At 70.5% G+C, this 20,173-nt stretch carries 12 protein-coding genes; 7 read left to right on the plus strand and 5 right to left on the minus strand.

The features are described 5' to 3' along the window. Position 1: 1 nt before the first annotated feature. Positions 2-1,609 (minus strand): molecular chaperone DnaK, encoded by a 1,608-nt coding sequence (gene dnaK / locus LZ198_RS23275; protein WP_234063739.1) that lies wholly within the window; start codon positions 1,607-1,609, stop codon positions 2-4. Positions 1,610-1,813: 204 nt separating this feature from the next. Between dnaK and LZ198_RS23280 the strand changes: the two genes are divergently transcribed. The 5 genes from LZ198_RS23280 (at position 1,814) to LZ198_RS23300 (ending at position 5,135) form a co-directional block, all read left to right on the plus strand. Further along, positions 1,814-2,650 carry a class II glutamine amidotransferase gene (locus tag LZ198_RS23280; RefSeq protein ID WP_253974223.1) on the plus strand — a complete coding sequence of 279 codons (837 nt, stop codon included), beginning with the start codon at positions 1,814-1,816 and terminating at the stop codon, positions 2,648-2,650. A gap of 337 nt (positions 2,651-2,987) precedes the next feature. Beyond that, positions 2,988-3,380: an ATP-binding protein gene (locus tag LZ198_RS23285; protein ID WP_253974224.1), complete on the plus strand. Its 393-nt coding sequence runs from the start codon at positions 2,988-2,990 to the stop codon at positions 3,378-3,380. Then, on the plus strand, positions 3,377-4,066 hold the full coding sequence (locus LZ198_RS23290; RefSeq protein WP_253974225.1) for an ATP-binding protein: 690 nt from the start codon (positions 3,377-3,379) through the stop codon (positions 4,064-4,066). The genes LZ198_RS23285 and LZ198_RS23290 overlap by 4 nt, the downstream gene beginning before the upstream one ends. Then, a complete protein-coding gene (locus tag LZ198_RS23295) occupies positions 4,057-4,629 on the plus strand; it encodes a SpoIIE family protein phosphatase (RefSeq protein ID WP_253974226.1) in 573 nt (190 codons plus the stop codon). The genes LZ198_RS23290 and LZ198_RS23295 overlap by 10 nt, the downstream gene beginning before the upstream one ends. Next, a complete protein-coding gene (locus LZ198_RS23300) occupies positions 4,629-5,135 on the plus strand; it encodes an STAS domain-containing protein (RefSeq protein WP_253974227.1) in 507 nt (168 codons plus the stop codon). The genes LZ198_RS23295 and LZ198_RS23300 overlap by 1 nt, the downstream gene beginning before the upstream one ends. A gap of 91 nt (positions 5,136-5,226) precedes the next feature. On the opposite strand, the gene LZ198_RS43245 is transcribed toward LZ198_RS23300, so the two are convergent. Together LZ198_RS43245 and LZ198_RS23320 are read right to left on the minus strand one after the other, a co-directional pair. Further along, complete coding sequence (locus LZ198_RS43245) at positions 5,227-12,747, minus strand: Ig-like domain-containing protein (RefSeq protein ID WP_267145482.1); 7,521 nt, start codon at positions 12,745-12,747, stop codon at positions 5,227-5,229. Then, positions 12,744-14,129 (minus strand): OmpA family protein, encoded by a 1,386-nt coding sequence (locus LZ198_RS23320; RefSeq protein WP_253974228.1) that lies wholly within the window; start codon positions 14,127-14,129, stop codon positions 12,744-12,746. The genes LZ198_RS43245 and LZ198_RS23320 overlap by 4 nt, the downstream gene beginning before the upstream one ends. 297 nt (positions 14,130-14,426) lie before the next feature. On the opposite strand from LZ198_RS23320, the gene LZ198_RS23325 reads away from it, so the two are divergent. Then, positions 14,427-16,355: a hypothetical protein gene (locus LZ198_RS23325; RefSeq protein WP_253974229.1), complete on the plus strand. Its 1,929-nt coding sequence runs from the start codon at positions 14,427-14,429 to the stop codon at positions 16,353-16,355. Between the two features lie 37 nt (positions 16,356-16,392). Next, entirely contained in the window at positions 16,393-18,030 is a 1,638-nt protein-coding gene (locus LZ198_RS23330; protein ID WP_253974230.1) for a hypothetical protein, read from the plus strand. Between the two features lie 6 nt (positions 18,031-18,036). On the opposite strand, the gene LZ198_RS23335 is transcribed toward LZ198_RS23330, so the two are convergent. Together LZ198_RS23335 and LZ198_RS23340 are read right to left on the minus strand one after the other, a co-directional pair. After that, positions 18,037-18,384: a hypothetical protein gene (locus LZ198_RS23335; RefSeq protein ID WP_253974231.1), complete on the minus strand. Its 348-nt coding sequence runs from the start codon at positions 18,382-18,384 to the stop codon at positions 18,037-18,039. Between the two features lie 102 nt (positions 18,385-18,486). Beyond that, entirely contained in the window at positions 18,487-20,148 is a 1,662-nt protein-coding gene (locus LZ198_RS23340; protein ID WP_253974232.1) for a nucleotidyl transferase AbiEii/AbiGii toxin family protein, read from the minus strand. Between the last annotated feature and the right edge of the window lie 25 nt (positions 20,149-20,173).

Below are 20,173 nucleotides of genomic sequence, written 5' to 3' on the forward strand. Positions count from 1 at the left end.
CTTACTGGGCCACGGCGGGCAGGTCGTTGTGGTTGTGTCCGGCCAGACGGGTGCTCCGGTTCGCCTGGATGGACTTCTGGATGTCGGCCTCGGTCATGCCGGACGACAGGGTGATGGTGGTGGACGTCTTCTGTCCTGTCTCCGTGTCGCACGCCGACACGTTCACCAATCCGTCCGTGTTGATCTCGAAGGTGACCTCGATCTTCACCTCGCCGCGATAGCCGATGCGGAAGCCCGCGAACTCGAACTCGCCCAGCATCTCGCACTCGTCCGCGCGGTTGGATTCGCCCTGATACACGCGGATCTTCACCTTCTCCTGGCCGTCACGGCTGGTGGTGAAGGCCTTCGAGCGGTCGATGGGGACCGGCGTGTTCTTGTCGATGATCTTCTCGGTGTAGCCGCCCACCGTGCCGATGCGCAGCGTCAGCGGCGTGACGTCCACCAGGAACGTCTCCGTCTTGCTGTCGAGCAGCGCGTGCGACTGGAGCGCGGCGCCCATGGCCACGACCTGGTCGGGGTTGATGCCCTCCAGCGGCGCCTTCTGGAAGTAGTGCTTCACGGAGTTGCGGATGATGGGCAGCCGCGTGGGACCGCCCACCAGGATGACCGCGTCGATGTCCGCCGCCGTCAGGCGCGCGCTCTGCAGCGCCTCGTCGCAGACCTTGAACGTGCGCTGCACCAGGTCCATCACCATCCGGTTGAACTGGTCCTGGTTGAGCGAGTGGCGCAGGTCCATCACGTTGCCCTGCGCGTCCTGGCAGATGCCCTGGCAGAGGATGTCCGCGGAGCCCGTCTGGCCCACGTCGATCTTCGCCTTCTCCGCCGCCTCCTTCAGCATCTGGAGGCAATACTTGTTCTGGCGCAGGTCCAGCCGCGTCTTGGCGAGGAAGTCATCCGCCAGCCACGTCATGATGCGGTCGTCGAAGTCGTCGCCGCCCAGGTACGTGTCGCCCGCCGTCGCGAGCACCTCGAAGACGTCCTTGCCGATCTCCAGGATGGACACGTCGAACGTGCCGCCGCCCAGGTCGTAGACCACCACGCGCTGGTTGACGTCCCGGCCGAAGCCGTACGCCAGCGCCGCCGCCGTCGGCTCGTTGAGGATGCGCAGCACCTCCAGCCCGGCGATACGGCCCGCGTCCTTGGTGGCCTGGCGCTGGTTGTCGTTGAAGTACGCCGGGACGGTGACGACCGCCTTGGTGACCTCGCGGCCCAGGTACGTCTCCGCGACCGCCTTCATCTCCTTGAGCACCAGCGCGGAGATCTCCGGCAGCGAGTACGCGCGCTCCCGCACGCCGATGCGCACCGAGTTGTTCTCGCCCTCGACGATCCGGTACGGCATCACCGCCTGCGCCTTCTTCACCTCGTCGGAGAAGTAGTAGCGCCCGATGAGCCGCTTGGCGGAGTACACCGTCGTCTCGGGGCTGGTGATGATGTTCTTCTTCGCCGCGTTGCCCACCAGCACGGAACCGTCCTCGAGGAAGGACACGCAGGAGGCATGCGTCGTCTCACCCCACTCGTTGGGGATGACGATGGGCTGGCCGTCCTGGACCACCGACACGCACGAATACGACGTGCCGAGGTCGATGCCGATTGCGATGTCGTCCGACATTCCGTCTCCGGTGAGGGCCTCTGGTTCCGAGGCCGTCGATGAAGCGCCCGGAGGTTAGGAGCCTCCGGCGAAGGTGTCAATGTTCCGTCATTGTAAATCCCAGCCATTTCAAGCACTTAGCGAGGAGGCGGGAGAACGGGCCGCCCGGCTTGAGGGGGGGAGGGGCCGTCATTATCTCAAGGGCAGGAAGGGAGCTGTCGCCTCATGTCCGTCGTCCTCGCCGCGCTGACGTCCGACCCGAACCTGCTGGGGTGTGAGCTGCACCGGCTCGCCGGGCAGGTGCTCGTCCAGTCGGACCCCCGCTCCAACGCCGCGGGTGTGGGCGTCTATGCGCAGGAGGAGGTGCTGCTGCGCCGGTTCGCCAGCGGGGATGGGGAGCTGTCCGTGGACTCGCTCGCGCCCTCCCTCGAGTCGGAGGCGCTGGTGTTCCACGCCGGCCGGCTGCCGGTGGGGCTGTCGTTGGAGGAGAACACCCAGCCGTTCCGCGCCCGCCATTGGTTGTTCGCGCACCAGGGGGAGGTGAGCGGCTTCGAGCAGCTCCGCGCGCCGCTGCTCGCCTCGCTCCCGGAGCACCTGCAGCGCATGGTCCGGGGCGCCACCGACAGCGAGGTGCTCTTCGCGTGCTTCCTCGCGCGGCTGCGCGACCTGGGGCGCACGGATGATCCCCGGCTGGAGCCGGAGGTCGCCGGACGCCTGCTCATGGACACGGCCCGCGACGTGGCGAGGCGCGCGGCCGCCGCGGGCATCGCGCTGGCCCCCACGCTCAACCTGGTGGCCACCAACGGCGCGTTGCTCGTCGCGTGCCGGTCCGGCGAGGCACCCCTGTTCTACACGCGCCTGGAGGGCTGCGCCGAGTGCGAGCCGTGCGGCGTGACGTCCCGCACCCCGGAGACCTGGCCCGCCGTGGGCGCGCACCGCCGTCGTCGCACCGTGGTCGTCGCCAGCCACCTGAAGCGCGCCGCGGGCTGGGTGGAGCTGCCCCGGGGCACCGCGCTGGCGGTGGGGGCCGACTTGCAACTGCACCATCTCCACGGCGTCTGAGCCGCGTCTCACGCCTGCACGTCCGCCCTCGGGCGGAGGCTCCCGCAGGTGTCTGGTGAAACCCTCGGTTCGATACACCGCCGTGATACACGGCGACAATCCCCGGGTTTCAGGATGCGAGACATCGACAACCCGGGAAATCAAAGAACCAGAGATGATACTTCCTGGAAAGGGAAGCGTAATCTCTGGGTGTGTCGTGAACCGCTTTACAAGTCCCGAGCACTTGTTGCCTCATGTCGCAGTCTTTCCAAGCGTGTCCTTGGGACTGCCTTTGCCTTTGCCGTTGCCCGCTTCCGTATCCGTCGAGACCCGGCTGTCCATCGAGGTCCGCCACCCCGTGGACTCCGTGGTCGCCGCGTCGCTGGCCCGTCGTTACGCGCGGGACGCGGGATTGTCCGCGGCCTCCAGCGCGGAGGTCGCGCTGGTCGTGAGTGAACTCGCCACCAACCTCATCCGTCACACCCCCAAGGGCGGCACGCTCGAGGTGTGGCGCGAGGACGCGTGGCTGATGATCCGCTCGAGGGATCGCGGCCCGGGGATGGCTTCTCCGGAGCGCCTGTTCGCCGGCCGCGAGGGGCGCCCGGGGCCGTTGCCCGGCGAGAGCCTGGGGGAGGGCGGCGCGGCGGTGCGGCGGTTGACGGATGACGTCCACGTCTCCAATCGCGAGGGGGGCGGGCTGGAGGTGGTGGCCCGCAAGCGCATGACGTTCGAGTCGAGGAGGTCCGGGTGAGTCGGGGCGTGTCGAGTGCGCAGCTCTTGGGGGTGTTGCAGCAGTTCATGTCGGAGACGGCCGCGCGGCTGGTGCTCCGTGGGACGCTGGAGTCGCTCCGGCTGTCGGCGGAGTCGCTGAGCACGCTGGACCTCCCGCGGGTCCTCGAGGCGCTGGAGCCCGCGTCCCGGCACTTCGTCGAGCCCCTGCGGCGCCCGGAGCTGGCCTCCAAGCTGAAGACGCTCCTCCAGGCGCCTTCCTCGCTGCTGTCGGCGACGCCCACGCGCGAGTCCATGCCGGCCGTCACCGGCGCGGAGCTGCGCCCCACCACGTACCTGGTCCGCACGGAGGCGGACGCCAGCTACGCGCGGCTCGCGGCCCGCTCCATGTGCGAGGCGCTGGGGGGCCGCGGCTTCGAGTGCCAGAAGGTCGCCACGGCGGTGAGCGAGCTGGCGCGCAACCAGGTCTCCTACGCGGGGGGCGGGACCATCCAACTCATCCCCCAGCAGACGCCGCGCAAGCTCCTGCGGGTGCGCGCCGAGGACCAGGGGCGGGGCATCCCCGAACTGGAGCGCGTGCTGTCCGGCACCTACCGCAGCAAGACGGGCATGGGCCTGGGGCTGCTGGGCGTCAAGCGGCTGGCGGACAAGTTCGAGGTGAACACCGGCCCCACCGGCACGCAGGTGGAGTTCGAGGTGTGGCTGTGAAGCTGTCCGTCGCCCACCGCAGTCGCCCCAAGGAAGGGGAAGTGGAGAACGGCGATGGGGTCCTGGTGCGCCGCGAAGGCCCGTACACGCTGATCGCCGTCGTGGACGCGCTGGGCCACGGCGCCCCGGCGGCGCACTCCTCCGCGGTGGCGGTCGGCTCCCTCTCCCAGGTTCTCCTGGCGACGGGCGTGGACCTGCTCATGGAGGCCGTCCACGCCTCGCTGCGGCACGTGCGAGGGGCCGCGGCGATGCTGGCGCTCTTCGACGGCCAGGTGCTGCACTGCGCGGGGGTGGGCAACGTGGAGCTGCGCAGCCAGGGCACGCGCGTGCCGGTGCTGCCCACGCCGGGCATCCTCGGCCAGTCGTACCGTTCGCTCCGGACGGTCTCCACGAAGATGGCGCCGGGCGACCGGCTGGTCGTCTTCTCGGATGGCCTGAGCTTCCGGCTCGATCTCGAGTCGGTGCGGATGCAGTCCCCCGAAGAAGCGTGCGCGCTCCTGTTGGAGCGATATGGTCGCCTCACCGATGACGCCACCGTGTTGGTGGCGGACGTGGAGTCGTGATGAGCCACCCCGAGTTCCCCGAGCAGCCTCCCGTTCCGCGCGAGCTGTCGCGCATCCCCATCATCCCCCTCTGGGGGCAGCTCATCGTTCCGCTCCAGGGCGACATCACCGACGCGCAGGCCGCGCAGTTGTGCTCGGACGTGCTGCGCGACATCCAGCGCACCGGCGCCAGGGGGATGGTGGTGGACATCTCCGGGCTGTGGCTGGTGGACAGCCACCTGTGCGCGGTGCTGGCGCGGCTGGCGGGCTCCGCCCGACTGATGGGCACGCGCACCGTGCTGTGCGGCATGGGCGCGGACGTGGCGCTGACGCTCCAGAGCATGGGCATCCAACTGGAGGGCGTGGAGACGGCGCTGGGCCTCGAGGAGGGGCTGGCGCTCCTGGGCATCCGCGCCGTGGGCGCCCGCACCGTCGAGTCCGAGCGCGAGGCCGCGCAGAACCTCGCGGACGAGATGCTCGGGCTCTCCCCGGTGGCGACGGGGACGTCCCGCTCCCCCGTGAGCTGAGGGCTCGCTGGAGCCCGGAGGACTCCCCCGGGCTCGCATCCCCGCGTGGCGCCCCCCTCTCGGACCGAGGGCGCCACGGCGCCAGGGGGCGTCACCCCTGACGACGGCGGCGCAGGCCGAGCAGGCCGATCCACGCCAGCCACGCGACGACGCTGGGCACTCCGGCGCCGGACGCCGCGCAACCCACGCCGCCGCCCTCGACGGTGCTCGGGCGCATGACGGTCCAGTCGCGCCGGGCCGGCGGGTCCTCCAGGTTTCCGGCCAGGTCCGTCGCGCGGACCTCCAGCCAGTGCGGGCCCTCGGCCAGGTCGCGGAAGGTGATGGACGCGGTGCAGGCCGCGAACGCCGCGCCGTCGAGCGAGCACTCGTACTGGGCCACCTCCTCCGTCGCGCCGAGCGAGAACGTCACGGAGGTGCGCTTGACGATGCCGCTGGGCGCGTCCACGAACTGGGTCACCGGCTTGTCGAAGTCCAGGCGGAAGTTACGGGCATCGGAGTTGTCGCCCACGATGCCCGCGAGGTTCTTCGCCTGGGCCACGAGCGCGTGGGAGCCCGTGCGGAGCGCCAGGTGGATCTCCAGCTCCCAGTCCCCGGCGGGGCCGGCGACGACGGACGAGCCCACGTCCACCCCGTTGAGCTGCGCGGTGACCGTGGTGCCCGGCTCCGCCGTGCCGGAGAGCGTGTTGAAGCCCGGGCCGAGGATGGCGCCTTCCAACGGCGAGACGATGATGGGCTTCGCGGGGCCATCGATGACGATCCGGAAGGTGCGCGGTTCGGACGGGGTGCTGTCGCGGCCCTGCGCGTCCTTGCAGAGGACCTGGACGGTCCGCGTCCCCTGGGCCAGCAGCGTCGAGGGGCGGTAGGTCCAGGTGCCTTGCACCCCGGGGCGGAGGTTGGCGGTCAGCGGCTCGTTGTCGATGAGCACCGTGAGCGTGCAGTCCGCGTCCGCCGTGCCGCGGAGGGTCGGCTGCCGGGTGCTGATCCACTCGTTGCTGCCGGGATACGTCACCGTCGGCTGGGACGGGGCCTCGAGGTCGATGTTGAACGACACCGTCCTCGGCTCGGATTCCTGTTGCGCGAGGTCCACCGCCTTCACCGTGAAGACGTGCCCGCCACCATCCAGGTCGGCGGGCGGCGTGTAGCTCCACTGGTCCCCCGTCGAGTCGATGGTCACCGTCGGATTCCCATCCAGGGTGATCTTGAGCTGGGTCTGCTTGTTCGTCGTGCCCTTGAAGACGGGCCTGCTGATGATGAGGAGCGCGCCGTTGGCGGGCTCGGTGATGGTGACGATGGGCCTGGTGAGTTCCACCCGGAAACGTCGCTCCGCGGAGAGGGGGCTCTCGTTCAGGGCTCCGTCGAGCGCGCTGATGCGCACGCGGTGCTCTCCCTCCGAGAGGGTCTTCGAGACCGTGTGCCGCCAGGTCCCCGTGGTCACGGGGACGAGCGCCGGCTCCTCGATTCCATCGATGGTGACGCGCACCTGGACCGTGTTTCCGTCGGCGGTGCCGACGAGCTCGGGCCGCGCGAGTGCCACCCAACTGTCTTGCGCGGGGGTGGAGATGACGGGGACGGTGGGATCCGTGATGTCCACCTCGACGGGGACCCGGTTGGAGACGGCGCTGGTGTTGCCGTAGGCGTCCGTCACCATGGCCTTCAGCACATGGATGCCCGCGGGCAGATAGTACGCAGCGGTCGGGTCCGTGGTCTTCACCGACACGACCCACTGATCGCTCGTGGCCTTCGGGAGTTCGGCGATGGTGACGTCACCGCTGCTGGTCTCCCGGAGGAGCTTCAGCGTGCTGTCGAGGGTCGTCGTTCCCTTGACGTCGATGCCCTGCTTGCCCACCCACCACGTTCCGGCGATGACGGTGGGGGAGGTGATGACGGGCGCCAGAGGCTGCGTCAGGTTCACGTCGATGGTGAACTCGGTGGGCGCGCTCGTGTTGCCGTAGGCGTCGGTGGCGACCGCCCTGACGAGCGGCGAGCCGGCGGGGGCGGCCGTGTAGACGCCGAACGACCACTCGCTTCCGGAGTTGGTCTCCTTGTCGCCGACGAGGACGCCCGCGATGGTGACGCGCACGGTGGTGCCCAGGTCGGCGGTGCCTCGGACCTGCGTGCCGTTCCTGCCCACCTTCGCGCCGTGCGCGGGCTGGACCACGATGGGGGCGCTCGGATCGGTGATCTTCACGTCCAGGTCGAGCGTCGCGGGGGCGCTCTCGTTGCCGTAGTCGTCGCTGGCGATGACGGAGACCCTGTTGGTCCCGGACGCCGTGGGCACGAACGTGTTCGTCGACCAGGAGGTGGCCGTGTTCACGATGATCGGCGAGACGTTCTGGCCGTTGACCGTGAGGGTGACCTTGGCTCCGGCCTCGTTCGTGCCGTTGAACGTGATGCCGGTCCTGCCCACCTTGGTCCCGTTCGCGGGGGAGGTCACCTGCGGCGTCGCGGGATGGGAGAGCTTCACGTCGAACGTGCGCGAGGCGGTGCTGACGTTGTTGAACGCGTCGGTGGCGGTGACGACGACGGTGTTCAGCCCGGCCGTGGTGGGGATGAACCTGGCCGTCGACCAGGTGGTGGCCGTGTCGGCGGTGACGGGGCCGAAGCTCTGCCCGTTGGCGCGGATGGTGACGGTGGTGCCGGCCGGGTTGGTGCCTCGGAAGACGATGCCGTTCGAGCCGACCTTGGCATCGACTCCGGGCGAGGTCACCGTGGGGGCGTCAGGCTGGGAGAGCTTGACGTCGAACGGGTGCGACACGGTGTTGGCATTGCCGTAGGCGTCGGTGACGGTGACGACGATGGTGTGGAGGCCGGGGCTGGTGGGGACGTAGGTGGGCGTCGACCAGGTGGTGGCCGTCACCGTGGTGATGGGGCCGAAGCTCTGCCCGTTGACGGTGAGGGTGACGGTCGTGCCCGCCTCGTTGGTGCCCTCGATGCGAGTCCCGGTGGAGCCCACCTTGGCGTTGGCTTCGGGGAAGGTGACCGAAGGCTGCGCGGGCTGGGAGAGCTTGGCGTCGAAGCTTCGTGAAGCGGTGTTGACGTTGCCGTAGTCGTCCGTGACGGTGACGGTCACGGTGTGCGTTCCCGGGGTGGTGGGGACGTAGGTGGGCGTCGACCAGGTGGTGGCCGTCACCGTGGTGATGGGGCCGAAGCTCTGCCCGTCGACGGTGAGGGTGACGGTCGTGCCCGCCTCATTGGTGCCTTCGAAGCGGGTGCCCGTCGCGCCCACCTTGGCGTTGGGGCCGGGGATGGTCACCTGGGGCTGCGCGGGCAGGGCGAGCTTGACGTCGAAGGAGCGCGAGGCGGTGTTGGTGTTGCCGTAGTCATCCGTGGCGGTGACGACGAGGGTGTTCTGCCCGGCGGAGGTGGGGGTGAACTTGCTCACCGACCAGGTGGTGGCGGAGTCAGCGGTGACGGGGCTGACGGCGACGCCGTTGACGGCGAGGGTGACGGTGGTGCCCGCCGGGTTCGTGCCACGGAGGGCGACGCCGCTGGTGCCCACCTTGGTGTTGGCGACGGGCGCCGTCACCGAAGGGGCGTTGGGGGCGGTGAGGCTGACGTCGAAGGCGCGGGAGGCGGTGCTGGTGTTGCCGTAGGCGTCGGTGACGGTGACGACGAGGGTGTTCTGCCCCGGGGTGGTGGGGATGTAGTTGTCCGTCGACCAGGCGGTGGCCGATTCGGCGGTGATGGGGCTGAACGCGGTGCCGTTGACGGTGAGGGTGACGGTGGTGCCCGCGGGGTTGGTGCCGCGGAAGGCGACACCCGTGGAGCCCACGCGCTGGTTGACCGTGGGCGCCGTCACGGTGGGGGCGCTGGGTGCGGTGAGGCTGACGTCGAAGGAGCGGGAGGCGGTGCTGGTGTTGCCGTAGGCGTCGGTGACGGTGACGACGAGGGTGTTCTGGCCCGTGGTGGTGGGGGTGAACCGGGCCGTCGACCAGGTGGTGGCGGTGTCGGCGGTGACGGGGCCGAAAGCGGTGCCGTTGACGGTGAGGGTGACGGTGGTGCCCGTGGGGTTGGTGCCCCGGAAGACGATGCCGTTCGAGCCCACCTTGGCGTTGACGGCGGGCGCCGTCACGGTGGGGGCGCTGGGGGCGGTGAGGCTGACGTCGAAGGCGCGGGAGGCGGTGCTGGTGTTGCCGTAGGCGTCGGTGACGGTGACGACGAGGGTGTTCTGGCCCGTGGTGGTCGGGATGAACGTGCCGGTCGACCAGGTGGTGGCGGTGTCGGCGGTGACGGGGCCGAAAGCGGTGCCGTTGACGGCGAGGGTGACGGTGGTGCCCGTGGGGTTGGTGCCCCGGAAGGCGATGCCGCTCGAACCCACCTTGGCGTTGACCACGGGCGCCATCACGGTGGGGGCGCTGGGTGCGGTGAGGCTGACGTCGAAGGCGCGGGAGGCGGTGCTGGTGTTGCCGTAGGCGTCGGTGACGGTGACGACGAGGGTGTTCTGGCCCGGGGTGGTCGGGATGAACGTGCCGGTCGACCAGGTGGTGGCGGAGTCAGCGGTGACGGGGCTGACGGCGACGCCGTTGACGGTGAGGGTGACGGTGGTGCCCGTCGGATTGGTGCCCCGGAAGACGACGCCATTCGTGCCCACCTTGGTGTTGACCACGGGCGCCGTCACGGTGGGGGCGCTGGGGGCGGTGAGACTGACGTCGAAGGCGCGCGAGGCAGTGCTGGTGTTGCCGAATCCGTCGGTGGCCGTGACGACGAGGGTGTTCTGGCCCGTGGTCGTGGGGATGAACGTGCCGGTCGACCAGGTGGTGGCGGTGTCGGCGGTGACGGGACTGAAAGCAGTGCCGTTGACGGTGAGGGTGACGGTGGTGCCCGTGGGGTTGGTGCCGCGGAAGCCGACGCCGTTGGTGCCCACCTTGGCGTTGACGGCGGGCGCCGTCACCGTGGGCGCGTCGGGGGCGGAGAGGCCGACGTCGAAGGTGCGCGACGTGGTATTCGTGTTGCCGTAGGCGTCGGTGACGGTGACGACGAGGGTGTGCTGTCCCGAGACGGTGGGGATGAACGTGCCGGTCGACCAGGTGGTGGCGGTGTCGGCGGTGACGGGGCTGAAAGCGGTGCCGTTGACGGCGAGGGTGACGGTGCTGCCCGTGGGGTTGGTTCCACGGAAGGCGATGCCGCTCGAACCCACCTTGGCGTTGACGGCAGGCGCCGTCACGGTGGGGGCGCTGGGGGCGGTGAGGCTGACGTCGAAGGCGCGGGAGGCGGTGCTGGTGTTGCCGTAGTCATCGGTGACGGTGACGACGAGGGTGTTCTGCCCCGAGCTGAGGGGGATGAACGTACCCGTCGACCAGGTGGTGGTCGTGTCGGCGGTGACAGGGCCGACGGTGACGCCGTTGACGGTGAGGGTGACGGTGGTGCCCGCCGGGTTCGTACCCCGGAAGACGACGCCATTCGTGCCCACCTTGGCGTTGGCGGCGGGCGCCGTCACGGTGGGGGCGCTGGGTGCGGTGAGGCTGACGTCGAAGGAGCGGGAGGCGGTGCTGGTGTTGCCGTAGGAGTCGGTGACGGTGACGACGAGGGTGTTCTGGCCCGTGGTGGTGGGGGTGAACCGGGCCGTCGACCAGGTGGTGGCGGTGTCGGCGGTGACGGGGCCGAAAGCGGTGCCGTTGACGGTGAGGGTGACGGTGGTGCCCGTGGGGTTGGTGCCCCGGAAGACGATGCCGTTCGAGCCCACCTTGGCGTTGACGGCGGGCGCCGTCACGGTGGGGACGCTGGGTGCGGTGAGGCTGACGTCGAAGGCGCGGGAGGCGGTGCTGGTGTTGCCGTAGGCGTCGGTGACGGTGACGACGAGGGTGTTCTGCCCCGAGGTGGTGGGGATGAACGAGCCCACCGACCACGAGGTCGCCGTATCGATGGTGACGGGGCTGACGGCGACGCCGTTGACGGCGAGGGTGACGGTGGTGCCCGCCGGGTTGGTGCCCCGGAGGACGACGCCATGGACGCCTACCTTGGTGTTGGCCGCGGGCGCCGTCACCGTGGGGAGCGCAGGCGCCTCGAGCTTCACGTCGAGGGTGAACGCGTTGGCCTCCGTCGCACTGCCATCACCATCGACAGCGGTGACGCTCACTGCGAGGGTGCCCGACGAGCCTGGGGTGTACCTGGCTGTCGACCAGGTCCCCGCGTCGCCGTCGAGTTGGGTGGTGAGGTGGGTGGCGCCACCGACCGTGACGTCCACCGAGGCGTAGGTCCCGAGAGGCCCCATGAAGACGACGCCGTTGCTGCCCACCTTCTGGCCGGGAGTGGGCGACGTCACCTCGGGCGGATCGAGCAGGGTTCCGCCATCGGTCCCCGTACCCCCGTCCTCCGTTCCCCCGTCCTCCGCTCCGCCATCACCCGCGAGCAGGGACAGGAAGGAGACGCCATCCACGACGAACGGGACGGACGCGCTCGGAGGACTGGCCAACCCCTCGAGCTCCGTGTGCACGGAGACGACGTAGCGACCCGAGGCGAGTCGCGCCGGCAACTCGATGGCGAACCGACCCGCTTCGTTCACCCACGTCAGCGGAAGCGAGAGCTCCCGTGGTGGCGTCTGGTCCAGGTCGACCAGCTTCGCGTAGACGGTGGCGCCCCGCGTGCCCAGCCCCTCGATTCGCGCGTGGCCCGCGGTCAGGTACGCCCCTTCGACGGGAGTGGTGAGGGTGGGCACGCCCGGGATGACCAGGCCATGGCCCACGAAGGTGAAGACCTCCGGAGGGCCACCGAGCGCCGCCCGGTCGAAGGAGAAGCCCTCGTCCACCAGCACCGAGCAGCCCTCGAAGGACGCCGCCTGCAGCAGCACCGAGCCGCTCGGCGGCTCCGCGCGCCAGCCCGAATAGGCGGCCAGCTCCGGCGGGAGGACGCCGCGCCGGGCCGTCAGCGTCTCGCAGCCCGCGCCCTCGACCAGTCTCGCGGAGATGCTGCCAGGGGCTCCCTCCCAGTCGAACGCGGGCACGAAGCCCTCGGTCCAGCTCTGACCATTGGCCTCGATGCGTCCGGTGCCGAGGAGCTTCTGCGCCCGGAAGAAGATGGCGCCGCCGCCCCCTGGCCGGAACCCCGCGCCCGTCGCCGTGATGACACCGTCGTTGCGGATCTCTCCGGAGACCAGGAAGGCGACGACCCCGCCCGTGGCGCCATTCCAGGGGCGCGCGCGAATCTCACCGCCGCGCTGGATGGTGACGTCACGGAACTCCGGGACGCGGATGACCTGCGCATAGGGCAGCGCGAAGTCCTCTTGCAGGGGCTGCGTGAGCGTCAGCGTCCGGCCCCAGGCGCGCTCGACGCGCGCGAACTCCCAGTGTCCCACCGGGAGGGGCTCGAAGGGGCTGAAGCTGAACACGGCGTCCACGGGGGCCGCGAGGGGACCCACGCCCGTCGTCTGCAACACCACCACCAGGTCGCCCCCGGAGATGCCCGCGAGCGTGTCCACCTGGAGCTCCCGGTCCCCCTTGCGCAGCGGCGCCACGACGGCCGTGTAGTGGTTGATGACCTGGCTCTCGCCAGCGGGGACGAGGAGCGAAGCGTCGTGCCCGTCGCCCAGTCCGAAGACGTCTGCCCTCGCGAAGGCGGTGAGCGCCCCCAGCACGGCGGCGCAGCAGAGAAGTGGCTTCCAGCCCAAGGACTTCATGGTGTGGGCTCCTGGTTGGAGGGAATCATGAGGAGGAGCTCGACGCGGCGGTTGCGCTCCCTGCCCTCAGGGGTGCTGTTGCTCTGCGCGGGATGCTCCGGCCCGAAGCTCCTCAGGCGCAGCTTGTTGGGGGAGACGCCGTGCTCCACGAGGTAGCGCCACACCGCCTCGGCGCGGTTGCGGCCCAGGCGGGGATTGAACGTCTCCGCCTTCGAATCGTCGGTGTGTCCATCCACCGTCAGCAGCGTCACGGAGGGGTTGGTGAGCATCATCTCCACCGTGCGCTCCAGGTCGGGTGACTCCGCGGGCAGCTCCGAGCTGCCCGTCGTGAAGTACACCCGGCTCTCCAACACGAAGCGGTCCCGGGCCACGTTGGCGATGGGCGAGGAGACGTCCGGCCCCGCGAGCGGCGAGGACTGCACGCCCCGGTAGTCCCCCGCGCGCCGTCCCGGGTCGGGCATGGGCAGCGGCACGGACTCGTGGACGATGCTCGCGTCCGAGTCCGGCCGCGTGTCCTCACCCAGCAGATACGAGAACGACACGCCCGCCAGCAGCCGGAACAGCGGAACGCCCGGCTCGGAGCCCAGCCCCAGGCCGCCCACCGCGAAGAGCTCGACGCCATCCCTCGGCGCATAGCGCGCGCCCGCGAGCAGCTCCGCGGCGGTCCGCGACTGCTTCCACGACAGCCCCGCGTTGATGGCCACCTCGGCGCGCAGCGGGGCGCCCAGCGTCATGAGCCCCGCGCCCAGGCGCAGCTCGCTGCCGATCTCCCGCGTCTCCAGCTCCGAGGACTCGATGGAGACCGTGGGACGCAGCAACACGCCGACCTCGAAGGAGGGCGCGAGGATGGAGTTGAACTGACCGGCGACGATCACCTTCGCCAGCGCGCTCGTCTCCCTCCCGCGAGCCAGGGTCCCCTCCGTCCCCATGGGGAGGCTCACGTCCACCTCCGCCGCCAGGTCCACGGAGTCGTCGTTCTCCGTGCTGAGCAGTCCCGCCCGCGCTCCCACCCGGGGCGAACCCACGCCGTGCCGGGTGGGCGCCAGCAGCCCCTGGCGCTCCAGCCGGTCACCCTCTCGCTGCGTCATCACCGGAATCTGGAAGTCGAGCAGGAGCCGGGAGCTCAAGCCGAACGCCACGGAGAGAAGGCCCGTCGAACGGCTGCGCAGGAGGGGAATCTCCCCCTCCTTCGTGTTCAAGGTCAGCGGCTGGTGCTGGTAGTGGCCCATCAACATCACGCGCAGCTCGCCGCCACGGAGCACCGTTCCACCGCCGGTCGTCAGGGGACCGGGGCCCGGATTCACGTCCAGCCGCTCCAGGACGAAGTCCGGCAAGGCCACCGGTTCCTGGGCCATGGCGCCCTGTGCCAGCAGCAGGGTCACCAGCGTCCATGTTCGCCGCCACCTGGCGCACCAGCCGCTCATCCGCGTCCCGTGGCGCGCGACAGCCAATCGTGCTCATGCGGGAGACAGCCCGCGGACACGCGCCGGGGCGGCCTGAGAGCAAGACACGTACCATCCGGGGTCGCGTCGGACGCCCCCAGGCCGGGCCCCTCGCCGTGCGTGCCGGTGGAACGCGGCTGCGTCCCAGGCGACCGCAACCGTGGCCCCGGGCGGCGTCCTCCCGGGGGAAGGCGCCGCCTCCTGGCTGGCACGGAACGGGCAAGTGCCTCCGGACGCATGGCCTTCCAGGAACGACTCTCGCTGTCCCTCACCCTGGCCGTGGGCGGGCAGTCCTTCACCATTCCCGGCGGTCAGGTGGAGGCCTTCTCCGTTCGGCTGCTCCCCCATGGGTTCACCGCGACGGTGAGCTTCTGGACCGGGCTGGAGAAGGACGACGCGGCCCTGTTCACCGCGTTCAACACGCCGGCTTTGCTCGACGTGAAGCTGACCGTCGCGGGGGGCTATCCCATCCCCGAGCCCCCTCCGAAGCCGCTGTTGCTGCACGGGCTGGCGCGCGCCCGGGAGATGGAGGCGCGGACCCACGGCGTGGTGGAGGGGGCCCCGGTGCGCTTCCGGCGCTACACCGTGGCGTTCGAGGACGCGGCCCGGGTGCTCTGGCGCCAGCACCGTCCCACCGAGCTGCGCACGGATACCTCCTTGGCCGACCTGCTCACGGAGCACACCGCCGGGGCCTTCACGCTCGACTGCGACTGGGACGTGCTCGACGAGAAGCGGCCGCTCATCTGCCTCGGGTTGGGGGAGGACGCGCCGGGCGTGGGCTTCTACGACTTCGTCGCGTGGCTGGCGGCCTCGCGGGGGGGCGTGTGGACCTATGACTGCATGAAGGACCGCTACGCGCTGGCCGCGCGCAAGGCGCCCGTGGGCAAGGCGGTGCTGCTGTCACGGGAGAAGGTCGGGCAGGCGGAGGTGGTGTTCCCGTCCGTCCCCCGTCATGGGGCGCGCGTCCTCAATGCCTCCGCGGTCCAGCCGTCCACGAAGCCGCTGACCTCGAAGGTCGCGGTGGCGGGGGTCCACCAGGACCACCTGGTGCGCACGCCCATCCTCTCGCAGGTGGAGCAGCGTCAGACCTTGGAGGAGGCGCGGCTGCGCGCACCCCAGCGGCGCGTGCGGCTCACGTTCAGCCATTTTCCCACGGTGGCCGTGCACCCGGGGGCGGGGATCCGCCTCGAGGGCGCCCGGTGGGGCGGGGTCGCGGTGGGGACGGGGGAGGACCTGCGCTCGGTGGAGCTGTCCCTGGAGGCGCGCTCGCTCAACCCGGGGCCCCACGCGGGACTCCAGACGAAAGACGCGGGCTACGACGTGGCGATGTCCGTGTTGCTCGAGCGCGTGGCGGACCTGACGGTGGCGCTGCCTCCGCACCGTGTGCCGCGCTACCCCATCCACGTCGAGGGGAAGATGCTCGCGCCCGGGGGCGGGGAGAAGGACCGCATCTACCTCCTGTCGGAGGACAAGAAGACGTCGGTGCTCACGTGGCGCATCACCGTGCCGCTGTGGAACAAGGTCGTGAGCGTGCCCTCGGAGCCCGGCTTCTTCCCCGGGCACTTCTACTTCCCGCCGTACAAGAACGCGCGCGTGCTGGTGGCGCTGCACTTCGACCGGGCCGCGCTGCACCGGCACCTCGACTGGGCGGACGCCGCGCGGCTGCCGCAGGACGGGCAGGGGGACAGCATCCTCCTGGGGAAGAACGACACCAGCCAGACCTCCATCATCCACGACTTCCAGGACGCCAGGCCCGTGTGGCACCTGCGGCGCGTCTCCGGCCCGGACACGGAGACGGTCCGCATGGCGGAGGGCGTGATGATGCTCCAGACGAAGGAGCTGCAAGGCGGCGCCTCCGCCGAGTCCACCTACGACGTCTCGCCCCAGGTGGAGACGGCGCGGGCCGACCTGTCGGCCGGGGTCGGTGGCGCCATGGGGGAGACGACCGCCGCATACCGCGTCGCGGCGGGGACGTCCCAGGCGAAGCTGGACGGCGCCACGGCGCAGACCCAGGCGAAGCTGGAGGCCGCGCAGGGCGCGGTGAGCGCGAAGGTCGGCGAGGCCCGCGCGGAGCTCGACGGCGCGCTCGCCGGACTGGAGGGGCGGACGTCCTCGCTCACGAGCGCGGCGACCGAGGCCCGCGCGGCCCTGGAGGGACTGAAGTGAGCCACCCCGGAATCAGCGCGTCGAAGGAGGTGGGGACGTGAAGGCCTTGCTGGGCACGTTGGCGGAGCTGCGCGGAGACGTCGAGTCCACGGGCTCGGGATGTGTCGGCCGTATCGGAGTCGCGCGCACCGCGGTCGAGAGCGCCGTGGGACCGGTGGAGGCGCTGCTCGCCTCGATACGCCCGGAGCTGGAGCCCGCGCTGACGGGGCTCCTGGGGCGGATGGACGCGCTCGACGCGAAGCTGGGCGCGGCCGGAGACACGCCGGAGGTGACGCGGCTGCGCGGGGAACTGACGCCGCTGCGCGCCCAGGTCGAGGGGGCGTCCCAGTCGATGTCCACGAGCCTGACCTCGCTGGAGCAGGGCGTGGCGTCGTCGCTGGGCTCGGCGAAGGAGGGGGCGGTGACGTCGCTGGGGTCGCTGGAGGCGACGCTGTCCGGGCAGGTGGAGTCGCTGGTGGCGCAGGTGGAGACGGTCGAGAAGGCCATCGCCCCCGCGCAGGCGCGGGTGGAGGCGATCATCTCCCAGACCAGCGCGGCGCTCGATGCGCTGGTGCAAGGCGTGGCGACCCAGGTCACGTCCGTCCGCGCGCCCTTGCAGCAGGCGCTGGACACCACGCTGTCGAAGCTGGATGCCGTCCTGGGGCAGCTCGCCGCCGTGAAGGAGCAGATCCTGGCGTTGTTCACGCCGCTGCCCGCGGTGCTCGAGCAGCTCCAGACCCTCTACCAGACGCTGGTCGGCTCGCTGGAGGCGCTCCTGTCGCGCGTCAGTACGCTGCTGGACGCGATTCCCGCCGCCAACCTCCCCAAGCCGTTGGTGAACCCGGCGCTCCAGGCCATCCAGCAGGTGGTGACGCAGATCACCACCCAGCTCGGGACGTTCTCCAGCCAGATGGCCACACAGATGTCGACGCTGCAGGAGCAGGTCGTCACCCAGGTGGACACGGTGCAGACGCAGGCCCTCCAGCAGGTGGAGACGATTCAGCAGCAACTCGTGCAGCAGGTGGACACGCTGAAGCAGGCCGTGCTCCAGCAAGTCGAGCCGGCGGGGGCGCAGATCGACCAGGCGGTGGCCGCGGCCGTCACACAGGTGGGGACCGTGAAGGAGCAGGCCGTCTCCCAGGTGACGACCCTCCAGGAGCAGATGGCTGCACAGGTCGACACCGTGAAGACCCAGGTGAAGGCGAGGCTGCCGGAGCTGGAGCAACAGGTCGATGCCGGTGCCCAGGCCGCCCAGGCGCAGGTCGAGACGGCCAGCGCCTCCGCGGAGGAGCAGGTCTCCACGGCCCGCACGACGATGAAGTCCCAGGTGGACGCCACCGTGGGCCGCGTCAACCCGGCGCTCGACGACCTCGAGGCGCGGATGAACGTTCCCCCCGTGCCCGCGGGAGGCGTCGACGCGATGCGCGCGGAGCTGGAGAAGAAGGCCGCGGCGGCGTCACCGGTGCCCCTGGGGAGCCCCGACGCGATGCGCGCGGAGCTGGAGAAGAAGGCCGCTGGAGAGGCCGACGCGGCGCGGGCGGCGCTGGAGAACAAGGCGCCCGCGACGGCGGGAGGCGCCGACGCGATGCGCGCGGAGCTGGAGAAGAAGGCGGCCGGAGAAGCCGACGCGGCGCGCGCGGAGCTGGAGCCCCGGACCGGGGGACCTCCGGGCAGGGGAGGCGGGAAGCCGACGTGAGGTCCGCTACGCGGGCGGGTCGAACGGTGCTTCCTCGCTGACCGAGCTCAGGCGGAACGTGACCTCCCCGCGCAGCCGCTCTGCGAGCCGCGCGCGGATTCGCGTCATCACCTCCTGGGTCTGCTCCACGGAGCGGAGGCCCTCGTGCCTCACGACGCGCAGGCTGCCATGGGGGCTCCAGTAGAAGCCCCACTCCTCGCCGTCGATGTCCACCTGTCCTTCGCCCTGCCCGTAGTTCAGTTGCTCGCAGCGCGAGCCCTCCGGGAAGAAGACGGAGAGGGGCGTGGGCCACTCGCCCAGGTCCAGCGAGGCCAGGTCGCCTGTCACCTCGTAGACGATCTCGATTCGCTTCATGCCGGACTCCCGTCGCCCGCTCGTGGGCGTCGAGCCACGCGCGCTCGGGTTCGACGAGGCCCGCCGCATCGTCTGAGCGCGCGAGGACGGGCGGTACTCCTCCTATTGCTCCCCGGGGACCCGGAGGAACTGCTGCTCGGAGGGGGAATAGAGCAGGGCCTTGGCCGTGGGTGAGAGGAACAGCCCCTCGTCGTGCCCCTCCACGAGCTTGTGCTTCTTCAGCGCCTTGTAGGCCTTGTCGAACTGGTTCTGGGTGAGCCCGACGGCGGTGAGGGTCTGCACCGTGCTCTTCGAGTCGGCCAGCGTCCGGAATCCCCCGGAGAGGAAGAGCACGCGCATCATCTGGAGCATGTGGCCCCGCAGCTCGCCGTCCACGTTGGCGGCTGGCAGGTAGTCGTCGAGCGGGTCCACCAGGAAGTCCTCGGGGCACATCTCGAGCAGGTCGCCGACGTGCGCCTCCTGTCCCTGGGTGCTGGGGAGCAGGCTGACGCGGGACATGCCCTGCCGTTGGGGGCCCTGGAGCGGGGCCTGGTTCCACTTCGCCATCCAGGGGCGCAGGCGCGTCTTGGACTCGGGGAGGACCGAGACCACGCACAGCCGCTCCAGCTTCTTCCACAGCCGCGCCTTCAGCGGCTTGGGGGCGCTCTCGATGAGCTGGTGCATCATCCGCTTGCGCGGCCCTCCCTTGCCTTGGCTTCCCAGGTGGGCCTGCGCGGTGAGCACGGCGCGCGCGCGCATCAGCTCCCGCAGCGCCTCCTCGTCCAGGTGGTCCAGCCGCATCCCCTCGAGGTTGGCCACCTGGTACTCCCGCGTCCTGGCGCTGATGGCCGCCTCCAGGTGCTCCGCCATGCTCAGCGCGTGCCCCTCGCCCCCATCGTCCAAGAGGACGGTGGCGTCGAGGAAGTCATACAGGTCCTGGGCGACCTTCTTGATGCTGTCCTCGCCGCGCTTGGTGCGGCTGATCATCGCCTTGAACTTGTCGTTGCGCAGCTCGTGCAACGGCAGCGCCTCGACCTCGGGGACGTCGTCACCCTCGAGGGTGATCGTCTCCGAGGGAGCCCAGGGGACGAGCGAGAGGCTGATCTCCACGCCGAACCAGTTGGGCGTGCCGATGGTGATGACGTCCTCGCCGATGGCCTCGAACTCGTTGGCGCTGCTGTCCTTGTCGAGCCGCTTCGCGGCCTCCTTGAACTTCTCGCGCAACTGCTTGAGCACCACCTCGTTGATGTAGTCGAAGACGGCTGCCCCCTGGCGCTCGGTGAAGCTGCCGCATTCGAGGTCCGAGGCCACGACGCGGAAGTCCAGGTCGGAGATGGGCCGGCTCCCGCCCTGCCACGAGAGGGCCGCGCCTCCGGAGAGGTAGACGTGGATGTCCTCCGCCATCAGCTTCTCGTAGAAGAACTGGGCGATCTCCTCCTTGCTCACGGACTCGATGAGGTCCGGCTCCGCGGACACCTCGGCCTTCTTGGGCACGAGCGGCTGTCCATCCTTCCGGGCCTTGGCGACCTGCTCGGAGAGGCGGAAGAGCTCCGGGTTGATCTCGTCGCTCGAGCGCTCCTGGTGCTTCTGGAAGGAGCGCTCCTTCCGGCCATGCTTCGATTGCTTGCCCCGCGACGGCCCCTGCCACAGGTCCGGGGACGACTTGCCCTGGGAGGTCCGGTTGCACGTCATGCAGCTCGAACGCCGCATGCCGTGGCTGCAGTAGGCCTTCTCGGGGTTGCACCGCACGCACTTCTTCTCGGGCTCGCCGTGGATGCACCGCATGCCGGCCCCTCCGTCGTCACGCCGT

Origin of the sequence: Myxococcus dinghuensis, from assembly GCF_024198235.1 — a bacterium.
In the GTDB taxonomy this organism is placed as follows: Bacteria; Myxococcota; Myxococcia; order Myxococcales; family Myxococcaceae; genus Myxococcus; species Myxococcus dinghuensis.

What these genes read in the sequence shown, in the direction of transcription:
- LZ198_RS23280 (WP_253974223.1), top strand. Translation starts at nt 1,814, where the DNA reads ATGTCCGTCGTCCTCGCCGCGCTGACGTCCGACCCGAACCTGCTGGGG.
- LZ198_RS23325 (WP_253974229.1), top strand. Translation starts at nt 14,427, where the DNA reads ATGGCCTTCCAGGAACGACTCTCGCTGTCCCTCACCCTGGCCGTGGGC.
- LZ198_RS23335 (WP_253974231.1), bottom strand. Translation starts at nt 18,384, where the DNA reads ATGAAGCGAATCGAGATCGTCTACGAGGTGACAGGCGACCTGGCCTCG.
- dnaK (WP_234063739.1), bottom strand. Translation starts at nt 1,609, where the DNA reads ATGTCGGACGACATCGCAATCGGCATCGACCTCGGCACGTCGTATTCG.
- LZ198_RS23340 (WP_253974232.1), bottom strand. Translation starts at nt 20,148, where the DNA reads ATGCGGTGCATCCACGGCGAGCCCGAGAAGAAGTGCGTGCGGTGCAAC.
- LZ198_RS43245 (WP_267145482.1), bottom strand. Translation starts at nt 12,747, where the DNA reads ATGAAGTCCTTGGGCTGGAAGCCACTTCTCTGCTGCGCCGCCGTGCTG.
- LZ198_RS23300 (WP_253974227.1), top strand. Translation starts at nt 4,629, where the DNA reads ATGAGCCACCCCGAGTTCCCCGAGCAGCCTCCCGTTCCGCGCGAGCTG.